This window comes from Streptomyces sp. NPDC058637 (genome assembly GCF_042717325.1).
GTDB lineage: Bacteria > Actinomycetota > Actinomycetes > Streptomycetales > Streptomycetaceae > Streptomyces.
In genome coordinates this window covers 192,917-206,535 of sequence record NZ_JBHXRD010000006.1, presented here as the reverse complement: position 1 = coordinate 206,535, position 13,619 = coordinate 192,917, and the positions used below count along the sequence as shown (strand labels likewise).

Genomic DNA, 13,619 nt, shown 5'->3' with positions numbered 1-13,619 from the left:
ACAACGATTATTGAGTTGTAAAAGCCAACTACTGGAGGACCGGCCGAATGTCCGCAGGCCCGAATGGAGCGCCCGGCGCCACCGCCGGTGCGCTGCGTCATGTGCTCGGTCATCTCGTTACGCCGCTGCTGATGTGCGTCGGCATGGGGCTCGCCTACCTGGGTGCCTTTCACGCCCCGGAGCCGCACGACCTGAGGGTGGACGTCGTCGGCTCCGGGGTGAGCGCCCACGTGCTTGCACAGACCTTGCAGGACAGGGGCGACGGTGCATTGAGTGTGCGTACGGTAGCCGACCGCGACACCGCGGTGAACCATCTGCGGACACAGCGGAGTTACGGCGCCTACCTGCCGGGGAAGACCCCCCGGCTGCTGGTGGCAACGGCCTCGTCCGACACCAGCGCCACAGTGGTCCAGAAGGTCTTCACCGAGGTCGCCGCCGGTCAGGGAGCGCCCCTGGAGGTGGTGGACGTCGCGCCGACGGCGGACGGCGATCCGACCGGCCAAGGGCTCTTCTTCCTGCTGGTGGCCGTGAGCATCGGGTCGTACGCGTCGGTCGCCGTGATCGGTGGTGCCGGTGCGGTGCTGGCGCTGCGGCTCAGGGCCGCTCTGGCGCTCGGGGCCTCGCTCGTGGTCAGTGTGATCGGCGCGGTGTTCGCGGGGCCGCTGTTCGGCCTCGTGGACCACGGGCTCGGCGGGCTCTGGGCGATGGCGTGGCTCTATTCGGCAGCGATCCTGCTGATCGGCGTCGGACTGCACACCTTCCTCAAGCGGTGGACCACGCTCGGTGTGATGGTGCTGTTCGTCATGCTCAACTTCACGAGCTCCGGCGGGGTCTTCCGGCCCGAGCTCCAGCCGGGGTTCTTCGGAGCACTCCATGCCTTCTGGAACGGCGCGGGCTTTCTCGAAGGGGTACGCGGCCACGTGTACTTCGGGGGCCATGGGCTGGGCGGCCATGTGCTGGTTCTGGCGTTCTGGTTCGTGGCGGGGCTGGCTGCCATGGGCGCGGCCGGCCTGGCCGAGGCGAGAAGGCGCCGGGAGGCCGCAGGGCGCGGCCGGGAGGCAGAGGTTCCGCTGCCGGGGGCCGGGCCTGCCTCGAAGGGCGCGGGCGGTGCCCCGGGTGTCTCCGGTGCCTCGCGTGCCTCGAAGGGCGAAGGCGCCGAGGAGGAGATGGAGGAGGCGGTCGGGGTGTGAGCCGGCATGCCGGCGCTGTTTCCCGCGGCCCGGGCGAAGGGCTCGATGAGTTGTCCACAGGTCGCTTCCGGGGTTGTCCACAGGGGCAGACGGCTGTGGCGGGACAGCTGTACCGTCATCCGCAATTGATGTTGGACACGGCGGCTGAACAAGGCGGGGAGGCGGCGCTCGATGAGCGAAGTCGGTGCGACGGTGCCGGTACGGCGGGCGGCAGCGGGAGACCTGCGCATTCCGGTGGTTCCCGGGTTCGCGCAGCGGGCGGAGCACGGTCCCGGGCCGACGGCGGCCGCGGGATCCCCCAAGGCGGCGGGCAAGGCGCTGAGGCTGGAGGTGCCGCGGTCCTCGCACGGTTCGCTGGTCCTGCCCTCCGGCCGGCCCGATGCCGTGCAGGCGGTCGAGGAGTCCAACGCCGGCCGGGTGCCGGGGCTGACGCCGATACGGGTGGGGCGGATGGCGGCGACCCCCTTCGCCTTCCTGCGCGGGGCGGCCGGACTGATGGCCCATGACCTGGTGGGCACGCCGGTCACGGGTGTGGGCGCGCAGCTCTGCGGTGACGCCCACGCGGCCAACTTCGGCCTGTACGGCGATGCCCGCGGCAATCTGGTCATGGATCTGAACGACTTCGACGAAACCGTCTTCGGCCCCTGGGAGTGGGACCTCAAGCGGCTCGCGACCTCGCTGGTCCTCGCGGGCCGCCTGGCCGGTGCGGACGAGGACACCTGCCGGCAGGGCGCGTACGACACGGTGGGCGCGTACCGCCGCACGATGCGTCTGCTGGCCGGGCTGCCCGCGCTGGACGCCTGGAACGCCATCGCGGACGAGGAGCTCGTCTCGCACACGGACGCGCGTGACCTGCTCGGGACGCTGGAGCGGGTCTCGGCGAAGGCCCGCAACAACACGAGTGCCAGGTTCGCCGCCAGGTCCACCGAGGATTCGGATGAGGGCGGACGCCGTTTCGTCGACGCACTGCCTGTGCTGCGCCGGGTGCCCGACGCCGAGGCCGCAGCGGTCGCGGCGGGTCTGGAGGGCTATCTCGGGACGATTTCCGAGGACCGGGTCCCGCTGCTGGCGCGGTACGCCATCCACGACGTGGCGTTCCGGGTGGTGGGAACGGGCAGCGTGGGCACCCGGTCGTACGTGGTGCTGCTGCTCGACCACCGTGGAGAGCCGCTGGTCCTCCAGGTGAAGGAAGCCCGTCCCTCGGCGCTCACGCCCTATCTCCCCCAGGTCGGTTTCGACGTACCGGTCGTGGCTCACGAGGGGCGCCGGGTGGTGCTCGGCCAGAAGCGGATGCAGGTCGTCAGCGACATGCTGCTCGGCTGGGCCGAGGTCGACGGCCGGCCGTTCCAGGTGCGCCAGTTCCGCAACCGCAAGGGCAGTGTGGACCCCACCGCTCTCGCGGCGGACCAGGTGGACGACTACGGGCGGATGACCGGTGCCCTGCTGGCCCGGGCCCACGCGCACAGCGCCGATCCCCGGCTGCTCGCGGGATATTGCGGGAAGAACGCGGAGCTGGACGGCGCGGTGGCCGATTTCGCGGTGACGTACGCGGACAGGACCGAAGCGGACCACGCAGAGCTCGTACGGGCTGTCCGGGCCGGGCGTATAGCCGCCGAGCTCGGCGTATGACGGGCGTCGCGGTCACCGCGCGTCCTGCGGGCCCGGGCTGTGGCCATACGCTGGACGGGTGACCGACGAAGCCGCCGGGGTGCCGACCACCCGGAACGACGAAGACCTGCAGGACCAGAGCCGGCAGGACGAGCTGCGGCACGCGCACGATGCGTCGCGGGGCGACCTGCGGAGCGATCCGGACGATGCGCCACAGGCTGACTCCCCCACCTACGACGCGGCCGGTGGGGAGACCGGTGGCGGGGCCGCCGGCGCGGCGGACGGATCGGCGGGTGAAGCGGGCGCGCCCCGGCCCGAGGAACGGCTGGCGCGGGCCGTCCGGGTGGCCGAGCAGGCGCTCATCGAGTTCGAGATCGCGGTGGAGACCTTCCGGGTCGAGGTCGAGAACTTCTCCCGGCTCCACCACCAGAAGCTCGGCCCGGTGTACGCCCGCCTGGACGAGCTCGATGCGCAGATCGCGGAGGCCCGGGCTGCGAGGACGGGCGATCCGGAGGACCTGCGCAAGGCACAGGAAGCCCGGGCGATCGTGATGCCGATGCCCGGGGTCGAGGAGCTCTTCCACGACTGGATGGACTCCGACGGCCTCTCGCCCGAGGCCGCGGCCATGCTCACGGAGCAGCCGGTCCGGCCGCCGAAGCGGGTCCGGCCGAGCGAGGAGGCGCGCAAGCTCTACCGGGAGCTGGCCCGTAAGGCTCACCCGGACCTGGCGCCCGACGAGAAGGAGCGGACCCGGCGGGACGAGTTCATCGCCCGGGTGAACGCGGCCTACGGCCGTGGTGACGTGGCGACGCTGAAGGAGCTGGCGGGGGAGTGGGAGGCAGGTCCGGTGGCGCCGGAGCTGCGGCTGAGCGAGAGCGAGGAGCTCTACGCCCGGCTGGAGTGGCTCAGCCGCCGCAAGGAACTGCTCACGGTCCTCGCGAAGGAGCTCGAGGAGGGCGCGATCGGCTCGATGCTGCGGATGGCGCCCGACGACCCCGACCGACTGCTGGACGACATCGGCGAGAAGCTCCTGGCCGAGGTGTCCCAGCGGGAGAACGAACTGGCGGGCCTGGTGCAGTAGCGTTTCCGGTGACCACGGCGCGTACGTACGAGAGAAGGCATGACCCATGAATTTCGCTCCGCTGCCCTCGGTGGATGTCGCGGCGGTGCCGTCGGACGGCCTCGTGCTGGACGTGCGGGAGGCCGACGAGTGGGCTGCCGGGCATGTCGAGGGTGCGCTGCACATCCCCATGAGCGACTTCGTGGGCCGCTTCGGTGAGCTGACCGAAGCGGCTGACGACGGCCGGCGCGTCCATGTGATGTGCCGGGTCGGTGGCCGGTCCGCCCAGGTCACCCAGTACCTGGTGCAGCAGGGCATCGACGCCGTGAACATCGACGGCGGGATGCTCGCCTGGGACGGTGCCGGGCGCCCGATGGTCGCGGACAACGGGAACCCGGCCTTCGTTCTCTGACGAGCCCGGGACAGGGCCGACCGGCGGAACTCGGTCCGGCAGGCCCATGCGCCCCGCACCGATAGGGGGCGGGACGCCAAGGTGTCCGGCTCCCTCGACGGTCGGACCAGCGCCGATCAGCGGTCGGGTCACAGCCGGGCCGACGTCGGATCAGCGCCGTCAGAGGCCGGTCCCACGCCGGATCAGCGGTCGAAGTCGAGCTCCACCTCCGGGGTGACCGGGTGCGACTGGCAGGCGAGCACGAAGCCCGCTCCGGTCTCCTCCGGTTCCAGTGCGAAATTGCGGTCCATCCGGACCTCGCCCGACACCAGGAAGGCCCGGCAGGTCCCGCACACTCCTCCCTTGCACGCGTAAGGGGCGTCCGAGCGGCTCCGCAGCACGGTCTCCAACAACGATTCGCCGTCCTGGACCGGCCAGCTCCCCGAACGGCCGTCGAGTGTCGCCGTGAGTGTGCTTTCCGCCGGTGCGGCGACCTGGGTGGGCGCGGGTGGACCAACCCCCTCGTCGGCGACGTGGAAGATCTCCTGGTGGATACGGGACCGGTCGACCCCCAGCGTCCGCAGCGCGCCCTCCGCACCCTTGACCAGGCCGAATGGTCCGCACAGGAACCAGCCGTCCACATCGGGCACCGACAGGAGCGCGGGCAGCAGCCCGGTGAGGCGCTCGCGGTCCAGACGGCCGGACGGCAACCCGGCCGCCTGTTCCTCCCGGGACAGCGCGGTCACCAGGTGGAAGCGGTCCGGGTAACGGTCCTTGAGGTCGGCCACCTCGTCTAGGAACATGGTCGATGCAGCGGTCCGGTCACTGCGGATCAGGCAGAAACGCGCCCCGGGCTCCCGGGTGAGCAGCGTGGCGGCTATCGACAGCACAGGCGTGATGCCACTGCCGCCGACGACCGCCGCGAAGTGGCCGGGGCGAGGGGGGAGGACGAAGCGGCCCATGGGGGCCATCGCTTCCACCCGGTCACCGACCGCCAGCTCCTTCAGGGCGTACGTGGAGAAGGCGCCGCCGTCGACCAGGCGGATACCCACACGCAGCACGGGGTCGGCCGGCCCGTCGACAGCCGGTGCGCAGATCGAGTACGACCGGCGGATCTCCTCACCGTCGACTCGGTAACGCACGTTCAGGTGCTGGCCTGGCGTGTGCCGGAAGATCTCGCGCAGTTCGGGCGGCACGGCGAAGGTGACGGCCACCGCATCGTCCGTGGTCCGTTCGATCGCGCTGACCCGGAGCGGATGGAACATCTACAACTCCTTGAAGTGGTCGAACGGTTCACGGCATTCCACGCACCGGCGCAACGCCTTGCACGCCGTGGAGGAGAACCGGCTGAGTAGCTCCGTGTCGGTGGAGCCGCAGTGCGGGCAGCGCACCGTGAGGGTCAGCGGCACTGGTCCGCCGGATCCGCCGCTGTGCCGGGGCGGTGCTATGCCGAACTCCGCGAGCTTGCGTCGGCCTTCTTCGCTGATGTCGTCCGTCGACCAGGCAGGGGCGAGCACGGTGATCACGGAGACCTCGGCCACGCCGTGCTCGTGCAGTACCCGCTCGATGTCTGCGGCCATGGCCTCGATCGCGGGGCATCCGGTGTACGTCGGAGTGAGCCGAACGGTGACCTTGTCCGGGCCGTGCATCCGCACACCGCGGAGCACGCCGAGCTCGTCCAGGGTGAGGACGGGGAGCTCGGGGTCCGGCACCGAGCCCGCCAATCGGTGGAGCTCCGCCTCCAGCAAGGTCTCGGTCACCATGACGCCCCCGGGTGACTGCGGTGAAGATGCTGCATCTCCGCGAGCATCCGCCCGAACGGCTCGGTGTGCAGGCCCTGCCGGCCCGCCCCTGCCGTCCAGGCCCCGGACTGCGGACCGGAGGGGAGAGAGAGGGTGGCCCGCTCGACGACGGAGGTGACGGAGGGCAGCCAGCTGTCGTGCAGCGACTGCCAGTCGACATCGACGCCCTCGACGGGCTCGAACAGCTCACCGGTGAACCGCCACAGACCGTCCAGGCCGCGTTGCATCCGCTCGTGGCTCTCCGCGGTGCCGTCGCCGAGCCGCAGGACCCACTGCTCCGCGTGGTCGCGGTGGTAGGCGACCTCCTTGACGGCCTTGGCCGCGAGGTCCGCGAACTCACCCCCGCCGGCGGCCAGGCGCTCGTACAGCAGGTGCTGGTAGACGGAGAAGTAGAGCTGGCGGGCGATGGTGTGGGCGAAGTCGCCGTTCGGCTGTTCGACGAGCTGCAGGTTGCGGAAGGAGCGCTCCTCGCGGAGGAAGGCCAGCTCGTCCTCGTCCCCGACGAAGGAGAGCAGCATTCTGGCCTGCCCCAGCAGATCGAGGGCGATGTTGGCGAGGGCGACCTCCTCCTCCAGCACGGGGGCGTGCCCCGCCCACTCCCCCAGCCGGTGCGACAGCACCAGAGCGTCGTCGCCGAGGGCGAGGGCCGCGGTCACAGGTGCTTCACCCCTTCCGGGATCTCGTAGAACGTGGGGTGGCGGTAGGGCTTGTCGCCGGCGGGTTCGAAGAACGAGTCCTTCTCGTCCGGCGAGGAGGCGGTGATCTCCGTGGACGGGACCACCCAGATGGAGACGCCCTCGGAGCGGCGCGTGTAGAGATCGCGCGCGTTGCGCAGGGCCATCTCGGCGTCCGGCGCGTGCAGGCTGCCCGCGTGGGTGTGGGACAGTCCGCGCCGTGAGCGCACGAACACCTCCCACAGCGGCCAGTCGGTCGATTTGCTCATGCGGTCGCCTCCACGGGTTGTGCGGTCGCTCCGGACGTACCGGGCCGTGCTGTGTGCTTCTCTGTGTGCTTCTCCGCGTAGGCCGCCGCCGCGTCGCGGACCCACGCGCCCTCTTCATGGGCCGTGCGTCGCTGAGCGAGCCGTTGGTCGTTGCACGGGCCGTTGCCCTTGAGGACCTCCTGGAACTCCGTCCAGTCGATCGCCCCGTAGTCGTGCTGTCCGAGCTCCTCGTTCCACCGGATGTCGGGGTCCGGGAGGGTGAGGCCCAGCGCCTGGGCCTGCGGAACGCAGATGTCGACGAAACGCCGGCGCAGCTCGTCGTTGGAGTGCCGCTTGATCTTCCAGGCCATGGACTGCGCCGAGTGCGCCGAAGCGTCGTCGGGCGGACCGAACATCATCAGGGACGGCCACCACCAGCGGTTCACCGCGTCCTGCGCCATCTCGTGCTGTGCGGCGGTCCCCCGGCTGAGGGCGAGCAGCAGCTCGTACCCCTGGCGCTGGTGGAAGGACTCCTCCTTGCAGATACGGACCATCGCCCGGGCGTACGGGCCGTACGAGCAGCGGCAGAGGGGCACCTGGTTGGTGATCGCGGCGCCGTCCACCAGCCAGCCGATCGCGCCGACGTCCGCCCAGGTCAGCGTCGGGTAGTTGAAGATCGACGAATACCGCTGCCTGCCCGCGTGCAGCTTGTCGAGCAGCTCCTCGCGGCTGGTGCCCAGCGTCTCGGCGGCGCTGTACAGGTACAGCCCGTGTCCCGCCTCGTCCTGCACCTTCGCCATGAGGATCGCCTTGCGGCGCAGCGAGGGCGCCCGCGTGATCCAGTTGGCCTCGGGCTGCATACCGATGATCTCCGAATGGGCGTGCTGGGCCATCTGACGGACCAACGTGGCCCGGTAGGCGTCGGGCATCCAGTCCCGCGGCTCGATCCGGTCGTCGGCCGCCACGGCGGCGTCGAATGCCGCAGTGCGCGCCTCGGCTTCCGGGTCGTCCACCGCGCCTGCTGTCCCCTGCGTCGTCTGGTCCGCAGTCACTGCCGCCATCACGGGCTCCCTACCGACCGATCGTTCGGTTCCTTGACTTCAATGGTGAGTCGGAGGCCCGTAGGGTGTCAACCCTGTGGATAACTGAGTGGTGATCGACGGTGATCGGGGCGGGATGGATTCGGACCACGGTGGGCGCGCCGGAAACGAGAAGAAGGTCGCCTGGCCGGAGGTGACGAGTCACCCCGCCGCAGGTCAGGACGGTGGACAGGGCGCCGCCACCCCGGCACCGGACGGTGGGGACAACCGGGCGGACGCGGATGCCGGACCTCCCGGGATACCGGACGGCCCGCCGGACGGCGACGGCCCGCCGGACGGCGACGGCCCGCCGGACGGCGACGGCCCGCCGGACGGCGACGGCCCGCCGGACGGCGACGGCCCGCCGGACGGTCCGGTCGCGCCGGGCAGCGGGCCCGCCGTGCGTCGCACGGGCGCCGGGATAGCCGCGCTCTCGCTTCCGTACCAGATCACCGCGGCACTGGCCCTGTCCGTCGTGGGGCTCCTGGCCTGTGGACACCTGGCCATGGTGTTTCTGCACGTCGCCCCGTCCAACACGCTGACGAAGCAGCACGGCGAAGTGGTCGACGACTGGATCTACCCGGAGTTCGAGCAGAACTGGAAGCTGTTCGCCCCCAATCCGCTCCAGCAGAACATCTACGTGCACGTACGGGCCGAGGTGGCCGGTGCCGACGGGCGGACCACCACGCGCTGGATGAGCCTGACGCACGAGGACGGCGAGGCGATACGCGGTAACCCGCTGCCCAGCCACGTCCACCAGAACGAGCTGCGCCGTGCCTGGGACTTCTACACCGGGTCGCACACCGACGATAACCGTCCGAACGGCCTGCGCGGTGAGCTGTCCGAGCGCTACATCCGCCGGATCGTGATGATGCGCCTTTCCGGGCACGACTACGGCGGCACCGTGGAGCGCATCCAGGTGCGCTCCGCCGTGCGGTCGGTCGGCGCCCCTCCCTGGAGCGACGAGAAGATCAGCACCGAGCCGACCTACCGGGTCCTCCCGTGGTGGACCGTCACACCGGCCGATCTGCCCGCGAAGGCCGGGGAAGGCCAGGCATCACAGGGCGAGGAGGCGGAGAAGTGAGCGCCCCCGTTCAGGTCCGCGGCACCACCCGGAGCACCGCCCCTTCTTCGGCGGCCCGTGCCGTTCAGCGCATCACCGCCATGCCTCTCGGCACGTACCAGAGCGCGGTCGTCCGGATCGGCGTCTCGGCCACGTATCTGCTGTTCCTGCTGCGCGAGCTGCCGCACCGGCATGAGCTGTACGGCCCCGACAGTCCCTGGCAGTGGGACATGGCCCGTCAGCTCATCAGCAACAACGGCTCCTTCACCGTGCTCATGTGGTCGCAGAGCGCGCTCTGGTTCGAGATCGTGTACGCGCTCACGCTGGTGTCGGCCGCGCTCCTGATGGTCGGCTGGCGGACCCGCGTGACGTCCGTCCTGTTCATGGTCGGGGTGCTCTCCCTCCAGAACCGCAGCATCTTCATGGGCGACGGCGGCGACAACGTCATCCACCTCATGGCGATCTACCTGGTACTTACACGGTGTGCGCGGGTGTGGTCCCTGGACGCGCGCCGTGCCGCGCGGAACGCGGCACGCGTCGCGGAGGGCGAACGGCCCGCGCGGGACGTCACGGGACCCGCTCTGTGGGCCGTGCTCGGGCTGGTGCTGCTCCCGGCCACGGTGATGGGCGGGTTCGGCGGCACCTGGTGGCTGCCGTCCCTCCTGTGGGTGCTGTGGCTGGGCAACGCCGCGTGGTGGGCCCTGAGCCGTCACGCTCCGGACGCTCCGGACGCTCCGGACCGTGAACTGCGCACCCTGTTCGACGTCCTGGCCAACCTCGCCCACAACGCCACTCTCGTCGTGATCATGGCGGAGGTCTGCCTGATCTACGCGACCGCCGGCTGGTACAAGATCCAGGGCTCCCGCTGGCAGGACGGCACCGCGCTCTACTACCCGCTCAAGCTGGACTACTTCACCCCGTGGCCCGGCCTCTCCGGGATCCTCGCGTCCAGTGCGCTCGCGGTCCTGGTGCTGACGTACGCCACCGTCATCGTGCAGGTCGCGTTCCCGTTCACGCTGTTCAACCGGCGGGTCAAGAACATCCTGCTGGTCGTCATGATCGGCGAGCACGCCGGGATCGCCGTCCTGCTCGGGCTGCCGTTCTTCTCCCTGGCGATGATCAGCGCCGACGCCGTCTTCCTGCCGACGGTCTTCCTGGTCTGGCTGGGCGGCAAGGTGACGCTCGGCCGGCGGCGGCTGTTCTCCCGTCCCGCGGGCAAGACGGTGGTGCCCGGCCCGCGCCGGGCGGACACGGACGAGCCGGAGGCGGCGCGGACCGGTACCGGCACTGGCCATACGCTCGTCGGGTGACCAGCGAGACCGGCAGTACACGAGAGCCCGGGGCGACCGAAGAGCCCGACGCGGCAGCGGCGCCCGATCCGTCGGCGGATCCGATCCAGTACGACGACGGGTACGGCACCGAGATCGGCGTCGGGCCGCACCCTTCGCCCTGGCCCGAGGGTGAGCGCTACGACCCCGAACTGCTGGCCCAGGGGGACCGGCGGAACGTGGGCGACGCCTATCGGTACTGGACGCGGGAGGCGATCGTCGCCGATCTCGATCTGCGGCGGCACGACTTCCATGTGGCGGTGGAGAACTGGGGCCACGACTTCAACATCGGGTCGGTCGTGCGCACGGCCAACGCCTTCCTCGCCAAGGAGATCCACATCGTGGGGCGGCGCCGCTGGAACCGGCGGGGGGCGATGGTCACCGACCGCTACCAGCATGTGCGTCACCACCCCGACACCGCGGACCTGACCGCGTGGGCGGAGGCCGAAGGGCTGCCGATCATCGGTATCGACAATCTTCCCGGGGCCGTGCCGCTGGAGCGGACGGAGCTGCCGCGACGGTGCGTGCTGCTGTTCGGGCAGGAGGGTCCCGGGCTGACGGAGGAAGCACGCGCACACGCCTCGATGGTCTGCTCGATCGCTCAGTTCGGTTCCACCCGGTCGATCAACGCCGGTGCCGCCGCAGCCATCGCGATGCACGCCTGGGTGCAGCGGTACGCGGACATTCCTGACCCGCGGGGCCGGTAACCGGGGGAGCGGGTGGCCCGCTCTCCCGGCCACCGGAGGTCACTAGGCCTGGCGGCGGACCTCCACCACCCGGAAACGGTTGGACACGAAGGCTCCGTCGCACAGCGCCGCGTTGGCCGCCGGGTTTCCGCCCGAGCCGTGGAAGTCGGAGAACGCCGCGGTCTGGTTCACGAACACGCCGCCCGTGAGGTTGAGCGAGAGCTGGGCCGATTCCTCGAAGCAGACCGTCTCCACCGCCTGCTCCACGTCGGGGGACGTGGTGTAGGCGCCGACGGTCATCGCGCCCTTCTCCCGGACCGTGCGACGCAGCAGGTCCAGCGCGTCGCCGGTCGATTCGACGGCGACCGCGAACGAGACCGGGCCGAAGCACTCCGAGAGGTAGGCCGCCCCGTCATCGGGCTTGGTGCCGTCCAACTTCACGATGACCGGCGTACGCACCACCGCGTCGGGGAACTCCGGGTTGGCCACCGCGCGTGAGGCGAGCGCGACGTCCCCCAGGCCCGCGGCCGCGTCCAGGCGGGCCTTCACGTCCGGGTTCACCAGAGCGCCGAGCAGTCCGTTCGCCCGGGCGTCGTCGCCCAGGAGGCCGTTGACGGCCTCCGCGATGTCCGTCACCACGTCCTCGTAGGACTTGGCGCCCGCGTCGGTCGTGATGCCGTCCCGGGGGATGAGCAGATTCTGCGGGGTGGTGCACATCTGACCGCTGTAGAGGGAGAGCGAGAAGGCCAGGTTGGACAGCATGCCGCGGTAGTCGTCCGTGGAGTCGACGACGATCGTGTTGACGCCGGCCTTCTCCGTGTAGACCTGGGCCTGCCGGGCGTTGGCCTCCAGCCAGTCGCCGAAGGCGGTCGAGCCCGTGTAGTCGATGATCTTGATCTCGGGGCGTACCGCCAGGGTCTTGGCGATGCCCTCGCCGGGCCGCTCCGTCGCGAGCGCGACCAGATTCGGGTCGAAGCCCGCCTCGGCCAGGACCTCGCGCGCCAGCTGGACCGTCAGGGCGAGCGGCAGCACCGCCCGGGGATGCGGCTTGACCAGGACCGGGTTGCCGGTCGCCAGCGAGGCGAAGAGGCCCGGATAGCCGTTCCACGTGGGGAAGGTGTTGCAGCCGATCAGCAGTGAGATGCCCCGCCCGGCCGCCGTGTACGACTTGTGCAGCTGGAGCGGGTCGCGCTTCCCTTGGGGCTTCGACCAGTCGGCGGACCGGGGCGTGCGCGTCTGCTCCTCGTACGCGTATGCCACTGCCTCCAGGCCGCGGTCCTGGGCGTGCGGGCCACCTGCCTGGAACGCCATCACGAACGCCTGCCCGCTCGTGTGCATCACGGCGTGGGCCAGCTCGTGGGTCCGGGCGCTGATCCGGGCGAGGATCTCCACACAGACCAGTGCCCTGGTCTCCGGTCCCGCCGCGCGCCAGGCACCCATGCCGGCGCTCATCGCCGGGAGGAGGACGTCCGGGTCCGCGTGGGGGTACTCGACGCCGAGCTCCGGCCCGTACGGCGACACCTCCCCACCGGTCCAGCCGTCCGTGCCGGGCTGGCCGAGGTCGAACCGGGTGTTCAGCACGGCGTCGAACGCGGCCTTGCCCTCGGCCGCGCCCAGGCTGCCGGGAAGGCCGCCCTCGCCGTAGGCCTTGGGGTGCTCGGGGTGCGGCGACCAGTAGGCGCGGGTGCGGATCGCGTCGAGGGCCTGGTCGAGCGTGTGGCGGTGGGTCTCGAACAGCTTCTCGGGGGAAAGCTCGGCGGCCATGACGGACCAACTCCTCGTCGAGCCGGGCAGGGATGTGCGGACGGAGTTAGAGTAACCGAACGATCGGTCGGGACAAGGGGCCCCGGCGAACCTGTGGACAACTCATGGGGGAGGATCGCGGTCATGACCACGGCCAAGCGGGACACGTACACCCCGGAGACCCTCCTCACCGTCGCCGTCCGTGTCTTCAACGAGCGCGGCTACGACGGCACGTCCATGGAGCACCTCTCCAAGGCGGCGGGCATCTCCAAGTCGTCCATCTACCACCATGTGGCGGGTAAGGAAGATCTGCTGAGGCGCGCGGTGAGCCGCGCGCTCGACGGGCTGTTCGGCATTCTCGACGAGCCGGGTGCGACGCGGGGGCGCGCCGTCGCGCGGGTCGAATACGTCACGCGCCGGACCGTCGAGGTGTTGATGGACGAGCTGCCGTACGTCACCCTGCTGCTGCGCGTACGCGGCAACACGAAGACCGAGCGCTGGGCCCTGGAGCGGCGGCGTGAGTTCGACCAGCGGGTGTCCGAGCTGCTCACGGCGGCGGTGGCGGACGGGGACCTGCGTGCCGACGTGGACATACGCATGGCGACCCGGCTGCTCTTCGGGATGGTGAACTCCCTGGTCGAGTGGTACCGCCCCCAGCCCGGCGGGTCCCTCGAGCGGGAACAGCTGGCCGATACGGTCGTCCAGCTGGCCTTCGACGGCATGCGGGCCAGCCGCTGAACCCGTTCC

14 protein-coding genes are annotated in these 13,619 nt (G+C 70.7%); 8 read left to right on the top strand and 6 right to left on the bottom strand.

Going from position 1 to position 13,619, the window contains the following annotated elements; translation table 11 throughout:
• Positions 1-47 precede the first annotated feature (47 nt).
• The 4 genes from ACFWVP_RS08340 to ACFWVP_RS08325 all read left to right on the top strand — a co-directional run bounded on the left by ACFWVP_RS08340 (position 48) and on the right by ACFWVP_RS08325 (position 4,270).
• The gene (locus ACFWVP_RS08340) at positions 48-1,190 is read left to right on the top strand and encodes a hypothetical protein (protein ID WP_384494653.1); all 1,143 of its coding nucleotides are present in this window, start codon (positions 48-50) and stop codon (positions 1,188-1,190) included.
• Positions 1,191-1,361: 171 nt separating this feature from the next.
• Positions 1,362-2,819, top strand: a complete 1,458-nt coding sequence (locus tag ACFWVP_RS08335) for a DUF2252 domain-containing protein (protein ID WP_384494652.1) — start codon at positions 1,362-1,364, stop codon at positions 2,817-2,819.
• Positions 2,820-2,877: 58 nt separating this feature from the next.
• Positions 2,878-3,879 (top strand): J domain-containing protein, encoded by a 1,002-nt coding sequence (locus tag ACFWVP_RS08330; RefSeq protein ID WP_384494650.1) that lies wholly within the window; start codon positions 2,878-2,880, stop codon positions 3,877-3,879.
• 46 nt (positions 3,880-3,925) lie between these two features.
• Complete coding sequence (locus tag ACFWVP_RS08325) at positions 3,926-4,270, top strand: rhodanese-like domain-containing protein (protein ID WP_384494648.1); 345 nt, start codon at positions 3,926-3,928, stop codon at positions 4,268-4,270.
• Between the two features lie 182 nt (positions 4,271-4,452).
• Here the strand turns inward: ACFWVP_RS08325 and ACFWVP_RS08320 are convergent, their stop codons facing one another.
• The 5 genes from ACFWVP_RS08320 to paaA are packed head-to-tail and all read right to left on the bottom strand — an operon-like array spanning position 4,453 to position 8,034.
• Positions 4,453-5,514, bottom strand: coding sequence for a 2Fe-2S iron-sulfur cluster-binding protein (locus ACFWVP_RS08320; RefSeq protein ID WP_384494647.1), 1,062 nt, complete (start codon positions 5,512-5,514; stop codon positions 4,453-4,455).
• Entirely contained in the window at positions 5,515-6,012 is a 498-nt protein-coding gene (paaD, locus tag ACFWVP_RS08315; protein ID WP_384494645.1) for a 1,2-phenylacetyl-CoA epoxidase subunit PaaD, read from the bottom strand.
• Positions 6,006-6,707, bottom strand: a complete 702-nt coding sequence (paaC, locus tag ACFWVP_RS08310; protein WP_384494643.1) for a 1,2-phenylacetyl-CoA epoxidase subunit PaaC — start codon at positions 6,705-6,707, stop codon at positions 6,006-6,008. The genes paaD and paaC overlap by 7 nt, the downstream gene beginning before the upstream one ends.
• Complete coding sequence (gene paaB, locus ACFWVP_RS08305; protein ID WP_384494641.1) at positions 6,704-6,994, bottom strand: 1,2-phenylacetyl-CoA epoxidase subunit PaaB; 291 nt, start codon at positions 6,992-6,994, stop codon at positions 6,704-6,706. Before paaB ends, paaC begins: the two co-directional genes overlap by 4 nt.
• Positions 6,991-8,034, bottom strand: coding sequence for a 1,2-phenylacetyl-CoA epoxidase subunit PaaA (paaA, locus tag ACFWVP_RS08300; protein WP_384494639.1), 1,044 nt, complete (start codon positions 8,032-8,034; stop codon positions 6,991-6,993). Before paaA ends, paaB begins: the two co-directional genes overlap by 4 nt.
• A 115-nt stretch (positions 8,035-8,149) precedes the next feature.
• Between paaA and ACFWVP_RS08295 the strand changes: the two genes are divergently transcribed.
• From ACFWVP_RS08295 to ACFWVP_RS08285, 3 genes are all read left to right on the top strand, one after another.
• Complete coding sequence (locus tag ACFWVP_RS08295; RefSeq protein ID WP_384494637.1) at positions 8,150-9,136, top strand: DUF5819 family protein; 987 nt, start codon at positions 8,150-8,152, stop codon at positions 9,134-9,136.
• 80 nt (positions 9,137-9,216) lie between these two features.
• Positions 9,217-10,425: an HTTM domain-containing protein gene (locus tag ACFWVP_RS08290; protein ID WP_384494736.1), complete on the top strand. Its 1,209-nt coding sequence runs from the start codon at positions 9,217-9,219 to the stop codon at positions 10,423-10,425.
• A complete protein-coding gene (locus ACFWVP_RS08285; RefSeq protein ID WP_384494636.1) occupies positions 10,422-11,150 on the top strand; it encodes a TrmH family RNA methyltransferase in 729 nt (242 codons plus the stop codon). Before ACFWVP_RS08290 ends, ACFWVP_RS08285 begins: the two co-directional genes overlap by 4 nt.
• 42 nt (positions 11,151-11,192) lie before the next feature.
• Here the strand turns inward: ACFWVP_RS08285 and paaN are convergent, their stop codons facing one another.
• Positions 11,193-12,893, bottom strand: a complete 1,701-nt coding sequence (gene paaN, locus ACFWVP_RS08280) for a phenylacetic acid degradation protein PaaN (protein WP_384494634.1) — start codon at positions 12,891-12,893, stop codon at positions 11,193-11,195.
• 123 nt (positions 12,894-13,016) lie between these two features.
• Between paaN and ACFWVP_RS08275 the strand changes: the two genes are divergently transcribed.
• Entirely contained in the window at positions 13,017-13,610 is a 594-nt protein-coding gene (locus ACFWVP_RS08275; RefSeq protein ID WP_384494633.1) for a TetR/AcrR family transcriptional regulator, read from the top strand.
• Positions 13,611-13,619: the final 9 nt, after the last annotated feature.